This window comes from Hydrogenophaga sp. PAMC20947 (assembly GCF_004795855.1).
GTDB lineage: Bacteria > Pseudomonadota > Gammaproteobacteria > Burkholderiales > Burkholderiaceae_C > Hydrogenophaga.
In genome coordinates this window covers 2,121,986-2,147,531 of sequence record NZ_CP039252.1, presented here as the reverse complement: position 1 = coordinate 2,147,531, position 25,546 = coordinate 2,121,986, and the positions used below count along the sequence as shown (strand labels likewise).

The window sequence follows — 25,546 nt, the reverse complement described above, 5'->3', positions numbered from 1 at the left end:
CAGACCGATTTTTCTGCCCGGTTCCTGAACAGCGCGCCTTCTTTGAGTCCTGGGCAGCAAGGCGTGTGGACGGGGCCGGCAACGGCCTTGCAAAGGGGCTCGCCACAGGGGGCTTGTTCGGCGTTGCCCCAAGGGGCGACCCAGGGCAGGGGGGCAAGGCCGGTGCAGTCTCGCTGAAGGAGCGTGGCCGTGAGGCGCATGGTCGAGGGATTCGGTTCAAGGAAACGCCTTCAATTCGCCTCGGCGGCCCCTTGGATGCCGACCGTGAAACTGGGGTTTTCCCGGGCATGCAGGCCAAAAATGGCCCAAGAATCCATCATGGCGTGAAAAAAGCCGTCCTCAACAGCGTTCTTCCCTCGGTTCGCTGGCGTGGACTCCTGTATCGTTCCGGCCATGGTTCATCCTGCCCTATCCGAAGGCCGAAATGTCTCCGACACCCAGCAAACGTCGGGGGCCGAGCCACGCCACGCATTGCCGTTTGAAGCGGTGTTTCACCACTCCCCCGTGCCCAGTTGCCTGGTCAGGGTAGCCGATGCCCGGGTTGTGGCGGTCAATGCGGCTTGGGAGCGTGCAACGGGCATGCTCACGCCTCAGGTGGTGGGGTCCAAAGCCCACGATGTGTTCCCCAAAGACAGCGCCTGGGATGCCATGTGGCTGGACACTGGCCGCCAGCTGGCGTCTGCGGTTGCAGCATTGCCGGGTATTCAAACAGCGAAGCCGTTGCAAGTGGATGTGGCCACCATCGATGGGCCCCAGGGCCTCATGCGGTTGTTGGTGATTCAAGGGCAGCGAACACCCGAGGGCGGGACGCCTCACGTGGCCCCAGAAGAGGCGACTGTGTCTCCGCAGTCCACTCTCGCGTTGAGGCAACAGGTGGAGTTGCACGCGGAGATTGAGAAGCTGGCCCGTGTTGGCCACTGGACCAATGCGCACAGCGATCAGGAGGTGATCTGGTCCCCGGGGCTGTACGCCGTTGCCGGGATGGAGCCTCGCACGGTCATTTCACGGCAGGACGGGCGCTCTGGCCTTCATCCGGACGACAAGGCCCGGTGGCTCGCGGGGCGTGCGGCGCTGGACGGGAGCGAGATGGAGTACCGCTGGTACCGCCCCGATGGCGAGCTGCGCTGGCTTCGTTCCCGCATGGGGCGCACAGTGGTGGCGGGGCAGGCGCAGGTGGACTTTGGTGTGGTCCAGGACATCACGGAGGAGCGCATCGCCAAAGACGCCCTGGCGCGCCAGCGCGATTTCCTCCGCAACATTGCTGACCGCATACCGGGCGTGTTGTACCAGGCGCGCCGTGCGCCCGATGGCACACCCTCAGTTTCCTATTTGAGCGGGCTCGCCAACGAGGTCTTTGAGCTGAATCCCTCTGAAGTGATCGCCAATCAGCGCCTGTTTTTTGCCCATATTCACCCGGAGGATCTGCCCGGTGTGCTGGCCGCCATGGACCGTTCAGCGCGCGCGCTGTCCACCTTGCAAGTCTCGTTTCGAGCCAACTTGCCCAAGAGGGGACTCCGGTGGATACAGGTGGAGGCCAGTACCGCGATCGAGGCGGACGGTTCGGTGGTCTGGTCTGGCTTTCTGACCGATGCAACCGATCGGCTGCTGGCCACCAGGGCCATGGAACGCCAGCACCGCATGTTGCAGGCGGTGCGGCAATCGCAGGCGGTCTTCATTGAGGTTGATGACAAGCGCAAAGCGTTTGAGGCCTTGCTGGCTTCGCTGTTGAATGTCACCGAAAGCGCGTTTGGTTTCATTGGAGAGGTGTTGTACGACGCGCAAGACCAACCGTTTCTGCGCATGCAGGCCATCTCCAACATTGCCTGGGACGAAGATTCACGCCGGGTATTCGATGGCAACGGTGAACGGCCCATTGAATTTCACAACCTCGAGACCCTGTTTGGACATGCGTTGCGCAGCGGTGAGCCCGTCATCAGCAACGAGCCGTTGATCGATGAGCGGAGCGGTGGCCTGCCGCCGGGGCATCCACCGCTGGGCAATTTCCTGGCGGTGCCCGTGGCATTGAACGGGCGCCTGGTGGCGATGGTCGGCCTGGTCAACCGCGCGGGCGGGTTTGATACCGCAGAGGTGGAGTTTCTCCAGCCCTTGCTGGGCACGGTGCGCGAGCTGGTCATGGCCTCCAGGGCACACAGCGAGCGGCGCCGAGCCCGCTTGCAGTTCCAGGCCACCAGCGCATTGTTGAGCGAGAAGAGCGCGGCCTTGCAAGTCACGTTTGACAGCATCAACCAGGGGCTGATCATGGTGGATGCTGCGGGTCGCGTCCGCTTCTTCAATCAGCGCGTGCTGGAGCTGCTGGATTTGCCAGAGTCTCTGTACGCGAGCCAACCGCTGCACGCCGATATATCCCAGTTCCAGATGGATCGCGGGGACTTTGGCCCTGAGCTGTCCCTGCTCCCGCCAGAGCTTCAGCCCCACGCGATGCGCGAAGAGCCGACCCCCCCTTCCCGGTATATCCGCAAGACGCTGCAGGGAACGGTGCTGGAAGTGCTCACGCGCCAGCTGCCCGACGGTGGCTTTGTGCGCACCTACACCGATGTGACTTCTTACTTTGATACCCAGGAGGCTTTGCGCGAGGAGCGGCAGCGTTTGCAGTGGGTGCTGGAAGCAACCCGACCGGGTATCTGGGAATTCAATGTAGAAACCCAGGTGACTCAATTCAGCGAGCGCTGGGCGAGCATGTTGGGCTACACCTTGAGTGAGTTGCAACCCACCACAGTTGAAACTTGGCGAGACCTGGTTCATCCGGACGATTTGCCCCGGGCCTGGAACAGGGTGGAGCGCCATCTCAAGGGCGAGCTGCTTTTTTATGAGTGTGACTTGCGCATGCGCCACAAAAATGGGCAGTGGCTGTGGGTGAACGACCGGGGGCGCGTGCACCGCAGAGACGCCGACGGCAAAGCACTGTACATGTCGGGCACCTTGCTGGACATCCACGATCGGGTGACTGCGCAGGAGGAGGTGCACTCGCTCAACACCAGTCTGGAACGGCGGGTGGCCGAGCGCACGGCACAGCTGGAGCGCTCGATGAACGACATGGAGGCCATCTCCTATTCCATCGCCCACGATCTGCGGGCACCCCTGCGTTCTGTGAACGGGTTTGCTGCGCTGATTTCCGAAGAAGAGGGCGAGCGGCTGAGTGCGAGTGGGCGCGACATGTTCGAGCGCATCGGCCGTTCATCGCGCAACATGGGGCAGATGATCACCGACATGCTGGAAATGTTGCGTGTGGTCCGGGTCGACCTGGATGCCGTGCCTGTGGATGTGGGCAAGCTGGCTTTGTCGGTGAAGGAGGCGCTTGCGCCGGGCTATCCTCAGGCTCAGATCGACGTTGGCCTGTTGCCCCTGGTCATGGGGGACTCGACGCTGCTGCGCCAGGTGCTCGTCAACCTGATGGACAACGCGCTCAAGTACTCAAGGCACCAGCCACAGCCCCAGCTGACCGTGGGCTTTGATGCACGGCAGCAAGCCTTCTACTTGAGTGACAACGGCATGGGCTTTGACATGGCTCGGGCAGGCAAACTGTTTGGCTTGTTTCAGCGATTGCACGCTGGCTCCGATGTGCCGGGAACCGGCGTCGGGCTGGCCATCGTGGCCCGCATCGTGGAGCGGCATGGGGGCCGTATCTGGGCTGAAGCGGCTCCGGGCCAGGGCGCTACGTTTTGGTGGACGTTGCCCCTGGCGTGACCCGTCAGGGGCGGTAGGGCAGTACCCCGAGGTCGAGGTGTCTGCAAACCTGGATTAAAACGGCGCTGCGTGCTCGGTGGGCAGGAAATCGTCGCCCTCTTGGGCTTTGCCGTCTTTGGCAGCCGCCTCGGCGGTCTCCGTTTCATTGGCCGCCTGCGTAGCCGACAAGGTGTTCAAGCCTTGTCGCACGGCTGCTTTGTCGCCTGCGCTGGCGAATTTGCTGTATTTGCCGATCACACCCACCAGCTGACCGTAGATTTTTGGATTGGCTGCCAGGCATTCCTTCTGCTCAAGGAAGTTGGATTCACCGGTGAAATTGCCCACCAGGCCACCGGCCTCGGTGACCAGCAAGGCCCCGGCGGCGACATCCCAGGGGGAAAGCCCCATTTCAAAGAAACCATCGGAGTAGCCGGCGGCAACATAGGCCAAATCGAGGGCTGCCGAGCCTGGACGGCGCACGCCTGCGCACTTGGGCATGATCTCGCCCAGCATTTTCAGGTAGGTCTGGAAGGCGTCGCCCGGACGGAAGGGGAAGCCCGTGGAGAGCAGGGTGGAGCGCAATGCGTCGCGCTTAGCCACGCGGATGCGGCGGTCGTTCAGGTACGCACCACGGCCACGGGTGGCGCAGAAAAGATCGTTGCGGCTGGGGTCGTAAACGACGGCTTGTTCCAGGCGGTTGTTCACCATGAGCGCGATGCTCACACAGTAAACCGGGAAGCCGTGAATGAAGTTGGTGGTGCCGTCCAGGGGATCGATGATCCAGACGTGATCAGCGCCACCGTGTTTGCCTTCGCGTCGTCCTGATTCTTCGGCCCAGATCGCGTGATCGGGGTAGGCGGTGAGCAACGTGTCGATGATGGCCGCTTCAGCGGCCTGATCAACTTCGGTCACGAAGTCGTTGGTCTGCTTGACCGATACACGAACCGACTCCACGTCCAGTGCGGCGCGGTTGATGATGGTACCGGCGGTACGGGCGGCCTTGATGGCCACGTTGAGCATGGGGTGGAGGGTGGACGACATGAATTGTGAACCTTTGCGCGCTCAGGGCAGAGCGCGTGACAGTGGAAGAGCAAACGGCAAAGCCCCAGCGATGGGGGCAGCGACAATAGGCCATATTTTAACGACTTGGCCCGCACGCGGTGTCGACTTTTTAGTACACACCGAAGAACCGCCCTTCGACAAGCTCAGGACGGGCGGCTGGTGTGCCCCCAAAGGTTGACACGAAGCGGCGCGGGGGTAGCTCTATGTTGACCCGATTCATACTGATCCAGACCAGCCACGCCGGCAATGTGGGCGGCACAGCACGCGCCATGAAAACCATGGGGTTTGACGACCTGGTGCTGGTAGCGCCTCGCTGGGCCAACGTTTTGCGCCGTGAAGAGACCATTCAGCGCGCCAGCGGCGCCAACGATGTGTTGGCCAAGGCCCGCATTGTGGACACGCTGGAAGAAGCGCTGGACGGCGTCGATCATTTGTGCGCAACAGCCATGACGCCGCGCGACTTTGGTCCTCCAACGCTTGCGCCCCGCGAACATTTTTCCGCCCTGGTGCCTTCTGCGACCGCTGAAGCCCCGCTTCCGGGTGGTGTGGCTTTCCTGTTTGGCTCCGAGCGCTTTGGCATGCGCAACGAAGACGTGTACCGCTGCCACGCCTGCCTCTCGATCCCGACCGATCCCCAGTTTGGCTCGCTCAATCTGGCGGCAGCCGTGCAGTTGATCGCCTACGACTGGCGCGAGGCGCTGGGCGGGTTTGCCCTGCCGCCTTCAACCCAGGCCAAGCCGCCCGCCGATGCACAGGCCTTGGCGGGCATGTTGACGCACCTGGAGCAAGCCTTGGTGGCTGTGGATTTCCTCGACCCTGCGGCGCCCAAGAAGCTGATGCCCCGTTTGAACCAGCTTTTTAACCGGGCTGCACCCAGCGAGGAAGAAATCCACATCCTGCGCGGTGTTGCCAAAGCCATGCTGCAAGCGGCGGCCGCCAAACGATAGACTCACGCTCATGTTTGCCCGAATTCGATCCGATATCCAGTGCGTTCTTGAGCGCGATCCCGCCGCGCGCAGTATCTGGGAGGTGGTCACCTGCTATCCCGGGTTGCATGCTGTCTGGCTGCACCGCCCGGCCCATTGGTGCTGGACCCACGGCTTCAAGTGGCTCGGCCGTTTTATCTCGCACATCGCCCGCTGGCTCACAGGCATCGAAATCCATCCCGGTGCCAAGGTGGGCGAGCGCGTGTTCTTTGACCATGCCATGGGCGTTGTTGTCGGTGAAACCGCAGAGATCGGCGACGGCTGCACGATTTACCAAGGCGTCACCCTGGGCGGAACCTCGCTCTACAAGGGCACCAAACGCCACCCCACGCTCGGCAAAGACGTGGTGGTGAGTGCCGGCGCCAAGGTGCTGGGTGGCTTCGAGGTGGGCGACGGCGCCAAGATCGGCAGCAACGCGGTGGTGATCAAGCCTGTGCCGGCGGGCGCCACCGCAGTGGGCATTCCGGCGCGCATCATCCAGAGCAAAAAAGATGAGAGCCCGGACGTTGCCGAGGAAATCAAACCCAAATTTGAGGCCTACGGCATCACGCAGGACGACGACCCACTGTCGCAGGCCATGCGTGGCCTGATCGACAGCGCGTCAGGGCAAGATCACCAGATCGCCTTGCTCTGGCAGGCCATCGAAAAGCTCAGCAACTGCGTGAAGGACGGCGATTGTCTGCCGATCGACGCGGCGCTCAAAGAGTGTTTCGAAGCCGAAAAACTGAACCAGCTCGTAGGGAAATAGGCCCCCCTGCGCCGGCTTCGCCGTCACTCCCCAGGGGGCGGCACTGGCGGTCCGGCAAAGCCGGTCCCGCGGTGCCCTGGGTAAGACACTCACTCCTGAGACTGGCTCGCTTCTGATGCCAGACACAAGGGAGGGCGCCCGAGCGTTGGGCGACCACCTCCGTTCATGCCCCCCGGCCTGGACTGTGCCCAGACGGCCTCCTTGACTTCGCTGCGTTGTGGTCATCCAACGCTCGGACCCACAGGGCCGTCTCAGGCGCGCGCACCTACTTCCAGGGCGCCCTGGAACGGGCTTTGTCAGGCCTTCAGTGCAGCCCCCAGGGGGGTTGCCGGCAGCCGGGCAGAGGGTCAATGATGCGCGCCGTGTGCCCCGTGCGCGTGACCGTGGGACACCTCTTCGGCGCTGGCAGCCTGAACATCCAGCACCTTCAGCGTAAATTTCAGCGTCTGTCCGGCCATGGGGTGGTTGCCGTCGAGCAAAACAGTCGGGCCTTTGATCTTGGTGACGGTGAAGACTTGCTGGTTGCCCTTTTCATCGTGACCCTGCAATTGGCCACCGACCTTGACGCCGGGCGGGAATTCGCTTTTTGGCATGCTGGTGACCAGATCCTCGTCGCGCTCGCCAAAGGCATCCGCAGGGGCCAGGTTCAAGGTGGTCTCGAAACCCTTCTCCTGCCCTTCCAGCGCCTTTTCGATGCCGACCAGGGTGTTGCCGTAGCCGCCGTGCAGGTAGGCACGCGGCTCTTTGCCGTCTTCCAGCACCTTGCCTTGGGCATCGGTGGCGCGGAAAGTGAGGGTCACGACGGTGTCTTTGGTGATTTTCATAAAACGCTTTCTGGGAAAAGATTCAACGGACGGGGCGCACGGCCGACTTGGGTCGGAAGCCTTTGCACACGTCGTCGCGGGTTTCAAGATAAGGGCCACCGATCAGGTCGATGCAGTAGGGCACGGCGGCAAAGATGCCGTTGACTTTTGGTGTGCCGTCAGCATTTTTCAGGCCTTCCAGCGTTTCGGCGATGGCTTTGGGCTGGCCCGGCAGGTTGATGATCAGGCTCTGGGCGCGGATCACGGCCACCTGGCGCGAAAGGATGGCGGTGGGCACAAAGGCCAGGCTGATCTGGCGCATTTGCTCACCAAACCCGGGCATTTCCTTGTGGGCCACGGCCAGCGTGGCCTCGGGGGTCACGTCGCGCAGGGCGGGGCCGGTGCCGCCGGTGGTGAGCACCAGCGAGCAGCCCGCCTCGACGAGCTCGATCAGGGTTTCGCTGATGCGCGCCTGTTCGTCGGGGATGAGGCGGGCATCGAACGTGATGGGGTTTTTGAGCGCCCGGGTGAGCCAGTCTTGCAGCGCAGGAAGGCCTTTGTCTTCGTAGGTGCCCGCACTGGCGCGGTCGCTGATGGAGACAATGCCGATGCGCACCGGCTCATGGGTCAAGGCGGTTGCTGCGGTCATGGGTTTATTCGTCAGAAGGTTCTTCTGCTTCGTCTGGGTCTGGCTGGGCGTTGGGGGTCAATGTGGCACGCACCAGCAGGAAAACCTCGCGAAAGGCTTTGCCATGGCGCAGCGCCTCACCTGGGCGCTCCTTGACGCCCTGCGCATCTTTGCGCGCCTGGCGGATGAGCGTGCGCAGGTGCTGCACATCGGTTTGAGGGGCCAGCGACATCCAGCCTGTGAGCGCATCGTCGTCGGCGATGAGCCGGTCGCGCCATTGTTCGGCCTGGTGCAGCGCCAGCGTGGCTTCGGCCGAAGGTTTGCGTTGTTCTTCCATCGCGGCTTCAATGGCGGTAACGCTCTCTTCATCGAGCTTGCGCATGAGCTTGCCCACAAACTGCATTTGCCGGCGACGGCCTTCGAAATTGGTGATGCGCTTGGCGTCTTCCAGCGTGATGACCAGCTTCTCAGACAGGTGCTCGGCGTCGACCAGCTTCTTGAACAGCGTGCTGTTGAGCGTGAGCAACTGCTCGCCCAGCGCTTGCAGGCGGTCGCTTTCACGCTTCATGTCGGTCTTGCTCATGTCCACCGATCCTTTGAGCTCGCGCTTGAGCTCCAGATCGAGTTCACTGCCGTCGGCAACGAATTGGCCACGGACGAAATAGCCTTTGGTGAATTTGCGGGACATGGATACCTGGAGGAGCTGGGTAGGGACTGGGCCTGAGGCCACAAGGGCTACTGCCGGTGCTGAAGCGATGTGTTCGGGCGACAAGTATCATAGCTGCCGACATGAAAAAAGCCTCAAACACCCCTTCGACCCGCCGCTCCGGCTCTGCCAAGACGCCCGATCAGCCCTCAACTTCCCAGGCTTTGCCCGGTTTTCAGTATGCGCGAGGCCAATTTGAAGAGCTGACCGATCTGGCGCTGAGCCATGCACGCAAGCTGGGCGCGGTGGATGCTGGGGCCGAGGTCTCAGAGGGCGCAGGCCTGAGCGTCTCGGTGCGCAAAGGCGAGCTGGAAAACGTGGAACGCAACCGCGACAAGTCGCTGGGCGTCACGGTGTACCTGGGCCACAAGCGGGGCAATGCCTCCACGTCGGATTTTTCTGCCGCAGCGGTGCGCCAGACGGTGCAGGCGGCCTACGACATTGCCCGCTTCACCGCCGAAGACCCGGTGGCCGGTCTGCCCGACGAGCAGGATGTGGCCGACGAGTGGACCGATCTGGACCTGTTTCACCCCTGGAACATCAGCTCGGAAGAGGCCATGCACATTGCATTGGCGTGCGAAGCGGCGGCTTTTGCCACCAGTAAAAAAATCAACAACAGCGAAGGCGCGGGCGTTTCGGCCCAGCAATCGCATTTCTTCGCCGAACACATGCGGGGTGGCGAGCGCAACCGCGCTGGTATTTTCAGCGGCGGGTACGCCAGCTCGCGCCACAGTCTGTCGGTTGCGCCGATTGCGGGCAAGGGCGCCAACATGCAGCGCGATTACTGGTACAGCTCCACACGTTCACCGGCCGATCTGGCAAGCCCCCAGGCTGTGGGCCGCTATGCGGCCGAACGCACGCTGGCCCGGTTGAATGGGCGAAAAATCGCAACGACGGAGTGCTCCGTGCTGTTTGAATCGCCTCTGGCGGCTGGCTTGCTGGGCGCCTATGTGCAGGCCACCAGCGGTGGTGCGCTCTACCGCAAAACCACTTTTCTGGGCGACAGCCTGGGCAAGCGCGTCATGGCCAAACACCTGGATGTTCTGGACGACCCCTTCATCGTGGGCGGCAAGGGCAGCTCGTCGTTCGATGATGAGGGTGTGCGCACCCAGCGCCGCAAGGTGCTCAGCGCGGGCAAGGTCCTGGGGTATTTTCTGTCCACCTACTCGGCCCGCAAGCTGGGCATGCGCACCACGGGCAATGCCGGTGGCTCGCACAACCTCACGCTCACCAGCCGCCTGACAGAGCCTGGCGACGACCTGAAGGCCATGCTCAAAAAGCTCGGCCGTGGTCTGTTTGTGACCGAGCTCATGGGGCAGGGCGTGAATTACGTGACGGGCGATTATTCGCGCGGAGCTTCGGGATACTGGGTTGAAAACGGCGAGATCGCGTTCCCGGTGCAGGAAATCACCATCGCGGGCAACCTCAAGGACATGTTCAAAGGCATTGAAGCGGTGGGCGCAGATGCCTACAACTACGGCGCCAAGACCGTGGGTTCGATCTTGATCAACCGCATGAAGGTGGCGGGCAGCTGACCGGCTCTGCGTCACAATCCCTCTCCTTTCCTGAACAACACCACCAGAGCAATCGCCATGAGCCTCAAAGAACAGATCACCGATGACATGAAGGCCGCCATGCGCGCCAAAGACAGCGAGCGCCTGGGCACCATCCGCTTGCTGACGGCCGCGATGAAGCAAAAGGAAGTGGATGACCGGGTGGAGCTGGACGACGCCATGGTGGTCGCCATCGTGGACAAGCTGATCAAACAGCGCAAGGACAGCATCGAAGCCTTCACCAAGGCCGATCGCATGGACCTGGCCGACAAAGAGCAGGCGGAGATGCTGGTGTTGCAGGCTTATTTGCCCGCGCGCATGTCGGCCGAAGAGGTCGCGGTCGCTGTCCAGGCCATCGTGGCCGAGCTGGGTGCATCGGGCCCGGGCGACATGGGTAAAGTCATGGGCGCGGTGAAAACGCGCCTGGCGGGCAAGGCCGAGATGGGTCAGGTGTCGGCCGCGGTGAAGGCAGCGCTGGCGGGCTAACCCCCGGGGTCCTTGGTCAGGTATGGCCCAGGATCAGGGCTGTGCCGGCGATGGCCAGTGAAGCCCCGATCCACGCGCCGACCGCCGGCCGGCGGCGGTAGATCAGCCACAGCAGCGGCAAAATCACGATGGGTGATACCGACGAGAAGATCGCCACAATGCCGGCCTGACCGTCGTGCAGCGCACGCAAAATCAAGGTCATGCCCAGGGCCATGGCGAGCGCCGCACCCAGGAACACAAGGCCCGCGTCGCGCAGTGTGATGGGGCCACCCGAGCGGGCGGGTTTCCAGCCCGACGCCCACAGTGCGCCATGGGCAACAAAGGCCAGCGTTGTGCGCACAGCCGACGCCGCGATCGGGTCGATATCGGTGGTCATCAGTGGCTTGAGCATCAGGGTGGCCAGCGACTGGCACAAGGCTGCGAGCAACCCCAGTCCCACCGCTACCGCCAGCGGCCCTCTTGTCTGTTCCCACAGGTGGGCCTCGTTGCTGCGTTTGCCCCACAAAATGGCGATCATCACGCCACCCATCAGCATGGCGCTGCCCAGCAGGGCCCAGCCCCACAAGACTTCGCCCAGCCAGACCCAGGCCAGCAGGGCGGAAAACAGGGCATGGCACGCGAACAGGACGCCCGAACGCCGGGGCCCCAGGCGGTTCATGCAGGCGAACAGCGCGGTATCACCCACAAAAATGCCGATCACGCCAGAAAGGGCCAGCAGGCCCATGGAGGCGGCTTGCAGGGTGTGCCAGCCCCCGCTGGCCAGCGCCAGGACCCAGAGCAACACAGAGGCAAACGCCATGCGCAAGCGGCTGAATCCGATGGCGCCCAGGCGCTGCGTGGGCCCAACGGAGAAGGTGCTTGCGGTCGCCCAGCAAGTGGCGGCCAGCAGGGCCATGATTTCTGGGCGCATGGCGGTTGACAGGTCTTAGACGTTTTCCAGGGACAGCAGTTCTTCCACGGTCTGTCGACGGCGGATCAGGCGGTGCGAAGCACCGTCAACCAGCACTTCAGCAATCAGCGGGCGGCTGTTGTAGTTGCTCGACATCGAGGCGCCATAGGCCCCTGCGTCGTGCAACACCAGCAGGTCGCCCACCTGGGCTTCCGGCAGTTCGCGGGTGAGCACCACACCGCCTTCACCTTGGGTGAACACATCGCCCGATTCGCACAGGGGGCCGGCCACCACGGTGGCCCGCTGAGGGCGTTCTACGCCGCCTGCCGGGATCACGCTCATGCTGTGGAAGGCGCCATACATGGACGGGCGCATCAGGTCTGAAAAGCCGGCATCGACCAAGGTGAAGTGTTGGCTCCCCTGGTATTTGGTGGCACGCACCTCGGCCAGCAACACGCCCGATTCGGCCACCAGATAACGACCGGGCTCCAGCTCCAGATGCACCTGGTGCCCCAGGTGGGCAGCGATTTCCTGGCGTGCGGTGTCCCAGAGGCTGAAGTAGTGGTCGGTATCGATGCGGGGCTCGTCGGCCTGGTACGGGATGGACAGGCCACCGCCGGCCGAGATGCCTTCCAGATCGGTGCCGCTGTTTTTCACCAGCGTCACCATGGCCGCGCAGACTGCTTGCAAATGGCCGTAGTCGACACCGGAGCCGATGTGCATGTGCAGGCCGACCAGGTGCAGGCCGTGCTGTTTCACAGCCGCCAGAGCGGCGGGCAGCTCGGTGTGCCAGATGCCATGTTTGCTGTGTTCACCTCCGGTGTTGGTCTTGTTGCTGTGGCCGTGACCAAAGCCGGGGTTGATGCGCAGCCAGACACGGTGGCCGGGCGAGCGCTGGCCCAGCTGACCCAGCATGTCGATGGAGCCTGCGTTGACCGGAATCTGGTGTTCGACCACAGTTTCCAGGGTGGCGTGGTCGAACAGATCGGCGGTGAAAACGATACCCGAGGCGCCTTGGGCATTGGGCGCAGCGGTGAACCCGGCGGCCAGTGCCCGCTGAATTTCGCCGCGCGAGACCGCATCCACCACCACCCCTTGTTCCCGCATCAGGCGCAGCAACTGCAGGTTGGAGTTGGCTTTTTGAGCGAAACGCACGGTATCGAAACGCTTCAGGTCGGCGATGCGCTGGCGGATGGTGTCGGCGTCGTAGACCCACAGGGGGGTACCGTGCTGGTCGGCGAGTGTGCGGAGGAGGGCGGGAGAAAAGGGATTCATAGGCGGCATCATCTCAATTCAAGGGTATATTGAAAAGTTCTTTTATTTCTATAGCTGATTCATTTTTGATATGAAACTGACCCACCGCCAAATTGAGGTGTTTCGAGCCGTCATGAACGCCGGTCATGTGACCCGTGCGGCCGAGGTTTTGCACACGTCCCAACCCACAGTGAGCCGCGAGCTGGCCCGGCTCGAGCAGGTGCTGGGCATTGTGCTGTTCGAGCGCGTGAAGGGGCGCCTGAGGCCCACAGTGCGTGCAATGGCCTTGCTGGAAGAGGTTGAGCTCTCGTATGTGGGCCTGGACCGCATCGCGGCCACGGCGGTTTCGTTGCGCGATTTCTCGCAAGGGCGTTTGCACGTGGCCTGTTTGCCTGCCTTGGCGCACGCCCTGTTGCCCGACGCCATTCGCCGCTTTGTGGACAAACAGCCTGAAGCGGGCGTTAGCATCACGCCGCTGGAGTCGCCCGGGTTGGAGGGTGCACTGACCGAGCAGCGGTTTGACCTGGGCTTGATCGAGCGCCATGAGGCGCCTGCGGCCACTGCGCTGCACACCTTGCTGGAGGTGGACGAGGTCTGTGTGTTGCCTGCGGGCCATGCGTTGGGCGCCCGTGCGGTCCTGCGGCCAGAGGATTTTGCCGATCAGCCCTTTGTGAGCCTGGCGTCCACCGACCCCTACCGGCAGCAGATCGATGCCGTGTTTGAGGGCGCTGGCGTGCGCAGGCACCTTCACATTGAATCTCCGAGTGCTGTTTCGGTGTGTGCGCTGGTGCGCCAGGGTCTGGGCGTGGCCATCGTGAATCCCCTGACGGCGCTGGAAATGCAGGGGCAGGGCCTCGATGTACGGCCGTTTTCAGTGGGCATACCTTTTCACGTGGCGGTGGTGTTGCCCGCCTGGCGCTCGGAACACCCGCTGCGTGCGGCCTTGCTGGAAGCGCTGTCGGAAGCTGCCGATGCATTGCGGGCCCAGCTGCCCCAAAAGCTTCAGGCGTAAAAAAACCCGCCTGGCGTCCCTGGCGGGTTTTTAGAAGGGCACCGGGATCAGTACAGCTTCTTGGGCAACTGCATGGCGCGGATGCGCTTGTAGTTGCGTTTGACGGCGGCAGCCTTCTTGCGCTTGCGCTCGGCGGTGGGCTTCTCGTAGAACTCGCGGGCACGCAAGTCGGTCAGCAGGCCGAGTTTTTCGATGGTGCGCTTGAAGCGGCGAAGAGCGACGTCAAAGGGCTCGTTGTCTTTTACACGGATGGTCGTCATTAAAGAAGAAATTCCAGATTGTGCGGAAAGAGGATGACCGGGAGATCGTGCCCAGCCGTCGTTTCTGCAAAGTTTCCCCGTCTATTAACTAGTATTGGCCGACGGGGGTTTGCCAGCAAAGCCTTGGATTATAGCCCTGCCGTGGGCCATGGCAAGTTGGTGACCCACGATTTTGCGCGCATCACGGTTCTTTTTCACCGGATTTTGATGGTCCAAGGGGATCCGTTGGTCGACTCCAGGGGACAGGCGGGCATGGTGGCACTGCCGCCAGGCGGTCTCCTAGCCGGCGGCTGGTAGAGCTGAGACGGGAAGCGCGGGGCGCTCAAACGTCGATGCCACCACCTCGGTGAAACGGCGCTCCTCTCGCACGATGAAGCGATTGGCTTGAGCGAAATCAAAGTTGGCGCGCCCTTCAGGGTCGGCGCGCAAACGTTGCCGGTAGGCTTCGTAAGCGCCCAGATTGTCGAACGCAATCAGTCCCCACGCCTCGAAATTGCTGCCTTCGTGGGGCAAAAAATACCCGACCAGATGGCCGCCGCAGCGGGGAATGATGCGGGCCCATTGCTCGGCGTAGGTGCGGAAATGATCGAGCTGAAAGGGGTCGATCTCGTAGCGGATGAAGCAGGTGATGGTCATGGACGGCCTTGAAAGGTGTTGTGCCTGGATCTTGCTGTCGCTCGGGTGGCGAACACTTTGCTCTGGAACGAAGCTTGAGATGGGAGGCTTGGGGCACACTGGCGCAATGAACACCAACCAGATCGCTCACACCGCTGCGCTCATGGGTGAGCCCGCTCGCACCGCCATGCTGCTGGCCTTGATGGATGGGCGTGCGCTCACAGCAAGGGAGCTGGCGGTGAGCGCGCATGTGTCGCCCGCGACGGCAAGCCGGCATCTGGCCATGTTGCTCGAGGCGGGGTTTCTGCAAATGGAAAAACAAGGGCGCCACCGCTACCACCGGCTGGCTTCTGCCGAAGTGGCGGCGCTGATTGAAAGCCTGATGCAGCTGTCTGCACCCGCGTTAGCCGTCGCGACGGTGGTGGTTCAGACGGGCCCCCGGGATCAGGCCCTGCGCACCGCGCGCCTGTGTTACGACCACCTGGCCGGGCGCCTGGGGATCGCCATCGCAGACCACCTGGTAGAGGCCTCGGCGGTGGTCTTGCAGGGCAACGCCTGTGTGTTGCCAGGGGCGGGGCTTCAGACCGCCTTGCAGCGCCTGGGGATGGTGGCCGGTGTGGACGGCTTGAAGGCCCGCGGGGCGCGGCCTGTCTGTTTGCCCTGTCTGGACTGGAGCGAGCGGCGGCCCCATTTGGCAGGGCAGCTGGGGGCCTTGATTTGTGGCCATTGCATGGCGCAGGGCTGGCTGCTGCGTTGCCCTGGCTCCCGGGCGCTGCGGTTGTCAGAGCCCGGCGCGCGCGCTTTGCGCGACTGGGTGGGCACGGCGCGCTGGCGCGGTGTAACCGCGACCTGATCAGGCCGGTCAGGTGGGTAGCGCACCCGCGCAGGCGTGGGCGCTGGCCCAGGCCCACTGGAAGTTGTAGCCGCCCAGCCAGCCGGTGACGTCCACCACTTCACCGATGAAGTACAGGCCAGGCTGTTTGGATTCCAGGGTCTGGGACGACAGTTCGCGGGTGTCCACGCCGCCCAGGGTGACTTCGGCCTTGCGGTAGCCCTCGCTGCCGTTGGGTGAGACTTCCCACCGGGAAAACCGTTCTGCGAGCCGTGCCAGTGCTTTGTCGCTGGCATCGCTGATGGACTTTTGCCAGTCGGGGTCTTGCTGGGTCCAGGCGTCGGCCAGGCGGCTGGGCACCAGGGTGGCGAGCTCGTTGGCGATGAGCTTGCGCGAGCGCATCTTCGCTTGCGCCAGGGCCTCGGGCAAATTCACATCGGGCGCCAGGTTGAGGCGAATGGGTGTGCCCTCGGTCCAGTAGCTGGAGATCTGCAACACCGCCGGACCCGAAAGCCCCCGGTGGGTGAACAGCAGGTCTTCGGTGAAGGCCATGCGGGTTTTCTTGGTGCCGGTTTCGATGACGACGGGCAAAGAGAGTCCCGCCAGCGGGATGAAGGGCGCCCATGCCTCGCTGTCGAAGGTCAGTGGCACCAGGCCGGGGCGCTGTTCAACGAGGCGCAGCCCAAACTGCTTGGCGATGCGGTAGCCGAAATCGGTGGCACCGATTTTGGGGATGGACAAGCCGCCGGTGGCGATCACCACGCTGCGGCTGGTCACGGTGCCGCGGTCGGTGTCGAGTTCATACGTGCCGTCGCCTGTCACGCGAACCGCCTTGACGCCGCAAGGTTGCCACCGCTGAACGCCGCCTGCATCGCACTCGGCCACGAGCATCTGGATCAGGTCTTCGGCCGAGCGGTCGCAAAAGAGCTGGCCTTTGTGCTTTTCGTGGAAGGGGATGTTGTGCTTTTGCAGCAATGCGATGAAATCTTGGGGCGTGTAGCGCGAGAGCGCCGAGCGGCAGAAGTTGGGGTTCTCGCTGACGAAGTGCTTGTGGGGCTGGCGCACATCGATGTCGCGGTTGGTGAAGTTGGCCCGGCCACCGCCCGATATGCGCACCTTTTCGGCCACCTTCTCGCTGTGGTCCAGCACGAGCACCTTGAGCCCGCGCTGGCCCGCAATACCGGCGCAAAACAGGCCAGCAGCGCCTGCGCCAATAACGACAGCATCAAATTTCATCAGGGCTTCCAGACAAACGGGAACTTCACTTGCTTCCAGAAGCCGTTGGGCACGTAGTCGCCCAGCACACCGTATTGCTCAGGCCAGAGTTTGGTGCTTTTCACTGCGGTACCAAACAAATAGTCGATGAAGGCGAAATGGGCCGAATAGTTTTTGTCCAGCGCCTCCTGATCCTGGCTGTGGTGCCAGTGGTGGAAGTTGGGGGTGACGATGAGGTAGCGCAGCGGACCGAGGCGCACGCTGACGTTGGCGTGGTTGAACACGGCCTGAAAGCCGACCACGATGATGTAGGCGTCGATCACCTCTTTGGAGAAACCCAGCGTAAAAATGGGGGCCAGAACCAGTGTGCGTGTGATCAGGATTTCCAGAATGTGCTGGCGTGAGCCGGCCATCCAGTCCATGTGCTTGGCACTGTGGTGCACGGCGTGCAGCCGCCACAAAACGGGCACTTCGTGGTAGGCCCGGTGGGTCCAGTACTGCACCAGATCGGCCACCAGAATGATCAGCAGCAGGCCGGCCCAGAACGGCAGCGCGCCGAACCAGCCGCGGATGCCGTCGCTGGAAGCCCAGCCGAACAGCTTGTGCACCAGCAGGTTGGTGGCCAGCAGCATGAAGCCGATCACCATGTGGTTGACGATGAAGTGGTGCACATCGGTTTGCCACTCGGGGCGGAACACCGGCTGGTCTTTGCGCAGGGCAAAGAGTTTTTCAATGAAGATGAAAATCAAGGCCGAGCCCAGCAGATCGAGGATGAACCAGTCGAGCCCGATATAAGGTGTGCCATCGGCGAAGTCATTGACCGGCACTTTGTCGCCGCCAAGCAAGGCGGTCAAAGCGACCAGCAGGAACGCCGCTGCGGCGAGCCAGCGTGAGCGGTTGAACAAAATGTTGACCAGGCTCATGCCCCCTGCGATCACCATGGCCACGAACATGACCTGACGGATCATTTCCACGTCATAGCTTTTGCGCAGCTCGGGCGTGGTCAGGTATTGGGGAAAGTGAAAGGCCAGCACGCCCAGAAAGCACAGCATGGCCAGCACCAGCGCAATCACGCCAGTGACCATGCCTTTGCCCCGTTGCAGTGCGCCGTGGCTTTCGGTGAGTTCGTTGAGTTTGTCGAGCACAGGGTTCCTCCGCTGGTGGCTCAATGCCACCTTTTTTGTTGACCTGCGCGGAGTGTAGCGGGAGGCGGAGAACGATCAGGTGGGCGAGCCCACCGGAATGGGTTGCCGGGTCAGGCTGCGTGAGAGCGCTGTTGTGTGAGCGCTCGAGGCAGCTGCACCGCTGCGATGCCGCGCACCACATCACCAATCACGATCACAGCCGGGCTGCCGAGCTGCTCGCGGGCGAGCGTTTCGGTGAGGTCGCCCAGGGTGGTGACGGCATGGCGCTGCTGGGGCAGGGTGGCATGCTGGATGATGGCCAGGGGGGTGTTGGCGGGCAGGCCTGTGAGCAAGTCTTGCTGGATTTGCGCGGCGCCAGAGACGCCCATGTAAATCACTAGCGTGAGTTTGGCGTCGCGGGCGGTGGTGGCCAGGGCTTGCCAGTCGGTGCCGCGGGATTCCGGCGTAACGCCGGGTTTGGCATGGCCGGTGACGAACACCACGCCGTGGGCGTGTTCGCGGTGGGTCAGGGGCACGCCCAATGACGTCATGCCGCCCAGGCCCGCGGTGATGCCGTTGACCACCTGTACCCGAATGCCTTCGCTTTCCAGGTATTCGACTTCTTCGCCACCTCGGCCAAAGATGAAGGGGTCTCCGCCTTTGAGGCGCACGACCACTTCGCCTTCACGCGCGGCCATCAGCATGAGCTTTTCGATGAAGGCTTGTGGCGTGCTTTTGCACCCGCCGCGTTTGCCAACCGGCACGATGCGGGCTTGGGGCGAAGCATGGGCGAGCACAGCTTCGTTGACCAGATCGTCTACCAGCAGCACAGTGGCGGAGGCGATGGCCCGAACGGCCTTGAGTGTGAGCAATTCCGGGTCACCGGGGCCCGCGCCCACGAGGGTCACGGTGCCGGGCAGGAAGGCCTGGGGGGTGTCAGTGGGCAAGGCTTGAGGTCTCATGGTGCTGCACCTCCCGCAAGATATGTTCCACCTGCAGGGCGATGGGTGCCGGAACAGGGTTTTTGCCAGACAGCACGGCCTGTATGTAGGCTGCGGTGACCGTTGCGTCGGTGTCGTTGGGCAATTCGGGCAGGGCGGTGAGCGGGCCTTCCTGGGCCGCTTGCAGCGGGTGGCGCTCACCCTGTCGGAATGCCTCCATGCGGGGTGTGCGGCGGGCATCGGCCACCGCTTCGCCTTCGGTGCCGCGCAGCAAGATCGCATTTGCGCCGGTCAGCGCGAAAGTGGCCGCCATGGAATCGGCGTATTCGGGGTGGGTGTAGCTGCCGATGATCAGGGCGCCGCCCGCGCAAGGGCTCATCAGTTTGACCAGGCTGTGGGCCGGGTTGCGCAGGCCGATGGTGCGCCGCACATCCAGCAGGGTTTTCAGGCCTGGGCACAGCACCTCGGTCGGGATGTAGACCACCTCGCCTGCCGGCAGGGCGGACACGGTTTTAGCGGCGGGCACACCCAGCGCGGCGAAAACCGCTTCTGAGGTGACCCGCTTGTCTTCGGTGGGCGTGCCGTGCACCACGACGGCCACACCCTGGCGCGCCAGCAGAAGGGCCAGCAGCGGGGTGAGCACCGGCAACTTGCGCGCACCGTTGTAGGTGGGTAGCACCACCGTGGTGCGCCCGTTGTCGGGCACTTTGTGCAACCGCTGGTGGGTGGCGTCAAGGAATCCGGCCATCTCTTCGTCGGTTTCGCCTTTGATGCGCATGGCGATGCAGAAGGCGCCCAGCTCCAGATCGGTGACCGTGCCGTCAAGTACCTGACCCATCAGGTCGCAGGCCTGCTCGCGGGTCAGCGCGCGTGCACCGTCTTTGCCGCGACCGATTTCTTTGATGTATTTGCTGATTCCCATGGGAGGTGATTGTCGGGCAATCTTGATGACCGCAGGTTATAAGTCGGCTGTCTTTATGCGGCAACGGCCACCGGCGTCTGGGCAATGATCTGGCGCAGCTCGGGAATGCAGGAGCCACAGTTGGTCCCGCATTGCAGTGCTTGTTGCAGGCCCGCCAGGCGCTCGTCGCCGCCGCCGTCGTGGGTCGCCAGGTGGGTCTGGATGGCTGCTTCGTTGACATTGAAACAGGTGCAGACCTGCCGGCTTCTGGCTTTCAGAGCGACTGGCGCCCGGGCGCCGGGCATGAGCAGCAACCGGCCATAGGCATCGGCGGGCAACTGGTCTTGCAACAGTGCTTTGAGCCAGGTCTCGGCCGAGGTGTCGCCCGCGAGCAAAAAACCCTCCAGCTGGCGCCCCGCGGGGGTGGTGTGCAGCCGCACCGCTCGGTGCTGTTGCAGCCGGCGATCGGCGTAGCGCAGGGTGTCGGGTGAGTCCAGCGCGAGCAAGGCCTCGATCTGAGCCAGCAGCCCGGTTTCTGGTGCTTCATGCGCGGCCGCTCTGAACAGCACGCCGGTGCGCTCGCGGCCAAAAGGCACGCAGGTGGCGAACGGAAACGCTTGCATCAGCGCCTGCAGGCCCTGGCGAGCGGCCAGCGCCTGGTTGTCGGGCAGCCAGGCCACGCCCAGCAACGTCCAGGGCAACTCGGCCTTGAGCACCTTGACCGCGACGTGTTTGAGCTCGGGTTGTTTGGATGTGGGGCAAAAGGCAGAGGTGGTCAGGGCGTTGACACCGGCCAATGGCTCGCCGGTGCTGCTGCAGCCACTCAGGTATTCGGCGCCCCAGTGCATCGCCATGAAAGCCTGGTGCTGCGCCACACTGTCTGAGCCTTCCGCGGGCACCAAGATGGAGCCGCGCTTGCTGGTGATGTGCACCAGGTCGCCATTTTTCCAGCCCCGCTGGGCCATGTCGGTCGGGTGCAGCTGCACGGTGGGCTCGGCCACATGGCCGAACAGGCGGCCCAGGGTGCCGGTGCGGGTCATGCCGTGCCATTGGTCGCGCAGGCGGCCTGTGGTGAGGGAGAAGGGGTAGCGGGATTCGCGGGGCTCGGCCAGGGGCACAAACGGGAGCGCAGCAAAGCGGGCGCGGCCATGGGCGGTGGGGAAAATGCCGTCCTCGTAGAGGCGCGCCTTTCCCTGTGTTTCACCTTCGCGGTAAGGCCATTGTTGCGGGCCTTGTTGCTCCAGGGTTTGGTAGGAGAGGCCTGTGATGTCGAGGTCGCGGCCACGGGTGGACTCGCGGTGTTCGAGCCAGATGGATTCGGGGTTTTCGTAGGGAAAGAGGGAAGGACTTGTTCGCCCTGAGCGGGCCGAAAGGCTCTCTCGGTGTGGACTGGCTGGGGCTTCGACGGGTTCAGCCCGGACGGTCAGGGGCGAGCCCACCCCAGCAGCTTCAAGGCGATGGGCAAAGTCGACCACTATTTTCCAGTCGTGCCGGGCTTCACCGGGCGCGGGAATGGCCGCGCGCACGCGGCTGATGCGGCGTTCGCTGTTGGTCACCGTGCCCTCTTTTTCACCCCAGGTCGTCGCGGGCAGGAGCAGGTCGGCGTATTGGCAAGTGGCTGCGGTGGCAAAGGACTCTTGCACCACCAGAAACTCGGCGCGCTGCAAGGCACGGCGCACCGTGGCCTGGTCTGGCATGGACTGTGCCGGATTGGTACAGGCGATCCAGAGCGCCTTGATCTCGCCGTCGGCTGCGGCCTGGAACATTTCGACGGCGGACTTTCCCGGCTTGGCGGGCACATCGGGCACGCCCCACAGCGCGGCGACTTCAGCGCGGTGTTGCGGGTTGCCCATGTCGCGGTGCGCGCTGAGCAGGTTGGACAGGCCGCCCACCTCGCGCCCGCCCATGGCGTTGGGCTGGCCGGTCAGGCTGAACGGGCCGGCGCCAGGTTTGCCAATCTGGCCCGTGGCCAGGTGCAGGTTGATGAGCGTGGCATTTTTTGCGGTGCCGCTGCTGCTCTGGTTGAGCCCCTGGCAATACAGGCTGAGCGTGGCGTCGGACTTTGAAAACCACTTCGCCGCGGTGAACAAATCGTCTTTGCTCAGTCCGCAGATTTCGGACACACGTTCCGGCGTGCATTCGCGCACCAGCGCCTTGAGTTCATCAAAGCCATGCGTGTGGGCTTCGATGTAGTCGGCATGGGTCCACCCTTCCCACAACATGATGTGCAGCAGGCCATGAAACAGCATCACATCGCTGCCGGGCAGCAGCGGCAGGTAAAGGTCGGCAATGCTGGCGGTATCGGTGCGGCGGGGATCGGCAACGATGATCTTCATTGCCGGGTTTTTCTTGCGCGCCTCTTCGATGCGGCGAAAGAGGATGGGGTGGGCAAACGCGGCGTTGCTGCCCACGATGAACAGGCACTGGGCCGTGTCCAGGTCGTCGTAGCAGGTGGGCGGCGCGTCGGCGCCCAGCGTGGCCTTGTAGCCGGCCACGGCGCTGCTCATGCACAGGCGCGAGTTGGTGTCGACGTTGTTGGTGCCGATCAGGCCTTTGGCCAGCTTGTTGAAGACGTAGTAGTCCTCGGTGAGCAACTGACCACTGATGTAAAAACCCACGGCGTCGGGGCCGTGATCGCGGATGGTTCGCGAAAACTGGTTGGCTGCAGTGTCCAGCGCGTTGTCCCAGCTCACAGCCTGCGGCGCGGCGCAGCGCTCGAAGCGGCGCATGGGCTGCAGCAAGCGTGTTTGCCGGGTGACTTCAGGTGCGGCGGTCTGGTGCAGCGTGGTGCCTTTGGAACACAGCTTGCCCCAGTTGGCCGGGTGATCGGGGTCGCCTTTGACGCCCACGATCTGGTTGGCTTCCGTTTCGATGATGACGCCACAGCCCACACCGCAATACGGGCATGTGGAGCGGGTTTGTTCGGTCATGCGGCGGCGACGATGGGTGTGACGCGGCGAGCGGGGCCGGCGACTGGACGGGTTTCTTCGATGGCGTGGGTGGCCAGTTCATTGGTGTTCAGGAATACGTTGCCTTTTTCGACCATCAAAGCGAAGCGTGGCGTACAACCTTCGTCGGGCGCAGAAGCCTGGCCGTCACAGAGCCCAATCGTCCAGTTGTGCAGGGGGCAGGCCACGCTGGTGCCGAAGACGATGCCCTGGCTCAGCGGGCCGCCTTTGTGGGGGCAGCGGTCGAGCAGGGCAAAGACCTCGTCTTTGTCGTTGCGGAACACAGCAACTTCAAGGCCGACCGTTCTCTCGACGCGGCGCGAGCCGAGCACGGGAATGTCTTCAACCTTGCAGATCAAGGTCCAGTGGGCGGTGGTCGTGCTCATGCTGCGCTCCCTGCAGTGTTGATTTCTGTTTCGATGGGTTTGATGGGAATGAACTGGCGCGTGTCCACAGACGCTTTCTGGGTCTCGAACCAGGGATCGGGCTCGCCGTCGAGTGCGGCCTGGAGCTGTTCCCACAAGGCTTTGCGGCCCTCGGCGTCTTCCAGAATCCGCTTCTTTACGTAGTCCAGACCCACACGGTTGATGTAATGCACCGTGCGCTCCAGGTACCAGCCTTCGGTGCGGTAGAGCTGCATGAAGGCGCCGGTGTATTCCATGACCTCTTCAGCGGTTTTCACTTTGACCAGAAATTGCGCCACTTCGGTCTTGATGCCGCCGTTGCCTCCGACGTACATCTCCCAGCCGCTGTCGACGCCGATCACGCCCACGTCTTTGATGCCCGATTCGGCGCAATTGCGCGGGCAACCTGAAACGGCAAACTTGACTTTGTGTGGGGCGTACATGCGCCACATGGCTTTCTCGAGATCTTTGCCCATCTGGGTCGAGTCTTGTGTGCCCATGCGGCACCACTCGCTGCCCACGCAGGTTTTGACGGTGCGCAGCGCTTTGGCATAGGCGTGGCCTGAGGGCATTCCGATGTCATTCCACACCGCTTGCAGGTCTTCTTTCTTCACGCCCAGCAGGTCGATGCGCTGTCCACCCGTGACTTTGACGGTGGGGATCTGGTACTTGTCGACCGCGTCGGCGATGCGGCGCAACTCGTCGGCCGTGGTTTCGCCGCCCCACATGCGCGGGATCACCGAGTAGGTGCCGTCCTTCTGGATGTTCGCGTGGCTGCGCTCGTTGATGTAGCGGCTTTGTGGGTCGTCCTTCGCGTCTTTGGGCCAGGTGCTGATGAGGTAGTAGTTGACCGCAGGCCGGCACGTGGGACAGCCATTGGGGGTTTTCCAGTTCAGCGTGGCGAAGGTATCGGTGATGGACAGGAGCTTTTGTTTCAGGATGGCGTCGCGCACGTCCTGGTGGCTGTGCTCGGTGCAGGCGCAGACGGCCTTCTTTTTGGGTGTGGCCGAATAGTCGCCGCCGGCGGTGAACATCAGGATCTGTTCGACCAGGCCAGTGCAGGAACCGCACGACGCGCTGGCCTTGGTGTGCTTCTTGACTTCGTCCAGCGTGAACAAGCCCTTTTCCTTGATGGCCTTGCAGATGGTGCCTTTGGTCACGCCGTTGCAGCCACAAACCTCGTCGCTGTCGGCCATGGCCGCGGCCTTGCTCACGCCCTGGTGGCCGGCGTCGCCCAGGTGGCTTTCGCCGAACATCAGCTTGTCGCGGATGTCGTGCACCGTACGGCCTTCGCGCAGCAGCTTGAAATACCAGGAGCCATCGACCGTGTCGCCATACAGGCAGGCGCCAATGAGCTTGTCGTCCTTGATCACCAGCTTTTTGTAGACCCCGGCCGACGGGTCGCTCATCACAATTTCTTCGCTGCCTTCGTCGCCCATGAAGTTGCCGGCGGAGAACAGGTCGATGCCGGTGACCTTGAGCTTGGTCGAGGTGAGCGAGCCTGTGTAACGGCCGATGCCGAACTCGGCCAGATGCGTGGCCAGGACCTTGCCTTGTTCAAACAAGGGTGCGACCAGGCCATAGGCGATGCCGCGGTGGGCGGCGCATTCGCCGACCGCGTAAATGCGCGGGTCGGTGGTGGTTTGCAAGGTGTCGTTGACGACGATGCCTTTGTTCACATGCAGGCGCATGGACTCGGCCAGCGCGGTGTTCGGGCGAATGCCCACGGCCATCACCACCAGATCGGCAGCCACTTCGCTGCCGTCCTTGAATTTGATGGCCTTGACCCGGCCGCCCATGCCGTCGTCCTTGTCGCCCAGCAGCGCCTGCGTCTGAGCGCCCATGAGGAATTTCATGCCGCGTTCTTCCAGCGATTGCTGCAGCAGCTTGCCCGAAACGTCATCGAGCTGGCGCTCCATCAGCCAGGGACCGACATGCACCACACTCACGCTCATGCCGCGCTTCATCAAACCGTTGGCGGCCTCCAGACCCAGCAAGCCGCCGCCGATCACCACCGCGTGTTTGTAGGTTTTGGCCGCATCGATCATGGCCTGCGTGTCAGCGATGTCGCGGTAGGCGAGCACACCGTTCAGGTCTTTGCCGGGAATCGGCAGCATGAAAGGATTGGATCCGGTGGCCATGATCAGTCGGTCGTAGGGAGCTTCAACCATTTCACCTGCGGCGTTGGTGGCGTGCACGATGCGCTTCACGCGGTCGACCCGTGTCACGGTCCAGCCGGCGTGCAAGGTGATGCCGTTGTCGGTGTACCAGCTCCAGTCGTTGAGCACGATCTCTTCCAGCGTTTGCTCACCGGCGAGCACCGGTGAGAGCAGGATGCGGTTGTAGTTGGGGTGTGGCTCTGAGCCGAACACCGTGGTGTTGTAAAACGACGGCGCGATTTTGATCAGCTCTTCGAGCGTGCGCACACCGGCCATGCCGTTGCCGATCATGACGAGATTCATCTTTTTCATGGCGAGGTTCCTGACGGTCTGAAA

The 25,546-nt window shown here is 63.1% G+C and carries 22 protein-coding genes; 7 read left to right on the top strand and 15 right to left on the bottom strand.

Features of this window, described 5'->3' with window-relative positions; translation table 11 throughout:
• The first annotated feature begins 393 nt into the window (after positions 1–393).
• Positions 394–3,705 (top strand): PAS domain-containing protein, encoded by a 3,312-nt coding sequence (locus tag E5678_RS09610; protein WP_136178318.1) that lies wholly within the window; start codon positions 394–396, stop codon positions 3,703–3,705.
• A 54-nt stretch (positions 3,706–3,759) separates the two neighbouring features.
• On the opposite strand, the gene E5678_RS09605 is transcribed toward E5678_RS09610, so the two are convergent.
• A complete protein-coding gene (locus E5678_RS09605) occupies positions 3,760–4,725 on the bottom strand; it encodes an inositol monophosphatase family protein (protein WP_136178317.1) in 966 nt (321 codons plus the stop codon).
• A 224-nt stretch (positions 4,726–4,949) separates the two neighbouring features.
• Here E5678_RS09605 and E5678_RS09600 point away from each other — a divergent pair, with 224 nt between their 5' ends.
• Positions 4,950–5,693, top strand: coding sequence for an RNA methyltransferase (locus E5678_RS09600; RefSeq protein ID WP_136178316.1), 744 nt, complete (start codon positions 4,950–4,952; stop codon positions 5,691–5,693).
• A 10-nt stretch (positions 5,694–5,703) separates the two neighbouring features.
• A complete protein-coding gene (cysE, locus tag E5678_RS09595) occupies positions 5,704–6,480 on the top strand; it encodes a serine O-acetyltransferase (protein ID WP_136178315.1) in 777 nt (258 codons plus the stop codon).
• A 347-nt stretch (positions 6,481–6,827) separates the two neighbouring features.
• Here cysE and E5678_RS09590 read toward each other — a convergent pair whose 3' ends face one another.
• The 3 genes from E5678_RS09590 to yjgA are packed head-to-tail and all read right to left on the bottom strand — an operon-like array spanning position 6,828 to position 8,599.
• Positions 6,828–7,304, bottom strand: a complete 477-nt coding sequence (locus tag E5678_RS09590; RefSeq protein WP_136178314.1) for a peptidylprolyl isomerase — start codon at positions 7,302–7,304, stop codon at positions 6,828–6,830.
• A gap of 22 nt (positions 7,305–7,326) precedes the next feature.
• The gene (gene mog, locus E5678_RS09585; protein ID WP_136178313.1) at positions 7,327–7,932 is read right to left on the bottom strand and encodes a molybdopterin adenylyltransferase; all 606 of its coding nucleotides are present in this window, start codon (positions 7,930–7,932) and stop codon (positions 7,327–7,329) included.
• Between the two features lie 4 nt (positions 7,933–7,936).
• A complete protein-coding gene (yjgA, locus tag E5678_RS09580; protein WP_136178312.1) occupies positions 7,937–8,599 on the bottom strand; it encodes a ribosome biogenesis factor YjgA in 663 nt (220 codons plus the stop codon).
• A 101-nt stretch (positions 8,600–8,700) separates the two neighbouring features.
• Here yjgA and pmbA point away from each other — a divergent pair, with 101 nt between their 5' ends.
• Positions 8,701–10,152: a metalloprotease PmbA gene (gene pmbA, locus E5678_RS09575; RefSeq protein ID WP_136178311.1), complete on the top strand. Its 1,452-nt coding sequence runs from the start codon at positions 8,701–8,703 to the stop codon at positions 10,150–10,152.
• 57 nt (positions 10,153–10,209) lie between these two features.
• Complete coding sequence (locus E5678_RS09570; protein ID WP_136178310.1) at positions 10,210–10,656, top strand: GatB/YqeY domain-containing protein; 447 nt, start codon at positions 10,210–10,212, stop codon at positions 10,654–10,656.
• A 16-nt stretch (positions 10,657–10,672) separates the two neighbouring features.
• Here E5678_RS09570 and E5678_RS09565 read toward each other — a convergent pair whose 3' ends face one another.
• Positions 10,673–11,566 (bottom strand): DMT family transporter, encoded by an 894-nt coding sequence (locus E5678_RS09565; RefSeq protein WP_136178309.1) that lies wholly within the window; start codon positions 11,564–11,566, stop codon positions 10,673–10,675.
• Between the two features lie 15 nt (positions 11,567–11,581).
• The gene (gene lysA / locus E5678_RS09560) at positions 11,582–12,829 is read right to left on the bottom strand and encodes a diaminopimelate decarboxylase (RefSeq protein WP_210732052.1); all 1,248 of its coding nucleotides are present in this window, start codon (positions 12,827–12,829) and stop codon (positions 11,582–11,584) included.
• A 61-nt stretch (positions 12,830–12,890) separates the two neighbouring features.
• Here lysA and E5678_RS09555 point away from each other — a divergent pair, with 61 nt between their 5' ends.
• Positions 12,891–13,811, top strand: a complete 921-nt coding sequence (locus E5678_RS09555) for a LysR family transcriptional regulator (RefSeq protein ID WP_136178307.1) — start codon at positions 12,891–12,893, stop codon at positions 13,809–13,811.
• 47 nt (positions 13,812–13,858) lie between these two features.
• On the opposite strand, the gene rpsU is transcribed toward E5678_RS09555, so the two are convergent.
• On the bottom strand, positions 13,859–14,071 hold the full coding sequence (rpsU, locus tag E5678_RS09550) for a 30S ribosomal protein S21 (RefSeq protein WP_011484193.1): 213 nt from the start codon (positions 14,069–14,071) through the stop codon (positions 13,859–13,861).
• A 279-nt stretch (positions 14,072–14,350) separates the two neighbouring features.
• Positions 14,351–14,707 carry an NIPSNAP family protein gene (locus E5678_RS09545; RefSeq protein WP_136178306.1) on the bottom strand — a complete coding sequence of 119 codons (357 nt, stop codon included), beginning with the start codon at positions 14,705–14,707 and terminating at the stop codon, positions 14,351–14,353.
• Positions 14,708–14,813: 106 nt separating this feature from the next.
• Here E5678_RS09545 and E5678_RS09540 point away from each other — a divergent pair, with 106 nt between their 5' ends.
• Positions 14,814–15,539 carry a helix-turn-helix transcriptional regulator gene (locus E5678_RS09540; RefSeq protein WP_136178305.1) on the top strand — a complete coding sequence of 242 codons (726 nt, stop codon included), beginning with the start codon at positions 14,814–14,816 and terminating at the stop codon, positions 15,537–15,539.
• A gap of 9 nt (positions 15,540–15,548) precedes the next feature.
• Here the strand turns inward: E5678_RS09540 and E5678_RS09535 are convergent, their stop codons facing one another.
• The 7 genes from E5678_RS09535 to nirB form a co-directional block, all read right to left on the bottom strand.
• Positions 15,549–16,754, bottom strand: coding sequence for an NAD(P)/FAD-dependent oxidoreductase (locus E5678_RS09535; RefSeq protein ID WP_136178304.1), 1,206 nt, complete (start codon positions 16,752–16,754; stop codon positions 15,549–15,551).
• Complete coding sequence (locus E5678_RS09530; RefSeq protein ID WP_247596968.1) at positions 16,754–17,878, bottom strand: sterol desaturase family protein; 1,125 nt, start codon at positions 17,876–17,878, stop codon at positions 16,754–16,756. The genes E5678_RS09535 and E5678_RS09530 overlap by 1 nt, the downstream gene beginning before the upstream one ends.
• Positions 17,879–17,988: 110 nt before the next feature.
• Positions 17,989–18,804 (bottom strand): uroporphyrinogen-III C-methyltransferase, encoded by an 816-nt coding sequence (cobA, locus tag E5678_RS09525; protein WP_247596967.1) that lies wholly within the window; start codon positions 18,802–18,804, stop codon positions 17,989–17,991.
• The gene (ybiB, locus tag E5678_RS09520) at positions 18,794–19,720 is read right to left on the bottom strand and encodes a DNA-binding protein YbiB (RefSeq protein WP_136178302.1); all 927 of its coding nucleotides are present in this window, start codon (positions 19,718–19,720) and stop codon (positions 18,794–18,796) included. The genes cobA and ybiB overlap by 11 nt, the downstream gene beginning before the upstream one ends.
• A gap of 53 nt (positions 19,721–19,773) precedes the next feature.
• Positions 19,774–22,629 carry a nitrate reductase gene (locus E5678_RS09515; RefSeq protein ID WP_136178301.1) on the bottom strand — a complete coding sequence of 952 codons (2,856 nt, stop codon included), beginning with the start codon at positions 22,627–22,629 and terminating at the stop codon, positions 19,774–19,776.
• Positions 22,626–23,033, bottom strand: a complete 408-nt coding sequence (gene nirD / locus E5678_RS09510) for a nitrite reductase small subunit NirD (RefSeq protein ID WP_136178300.1) — start codon at positions 23,031–23,033, stop codon at positions 22,626–22,628. Before nirD ends, E5678_RS09515 begins: the two co-directional genes overlap by 4 nt.
• Entirely contained in the window at positions 23,030–25,522 is a 2,493-nt protein-coding gene (gene nirB, locus E5678_RS09505; protein ID WP_136178299.1) for a nitrite reductase large subunit NirB, read from the bottom strand. Before nirB ends, nirD begins: the two co-directional genes overlap by 4 nt.
• Between the last annotated feature and the right edge of the window lie 24 nt (positions 25,523–25,546).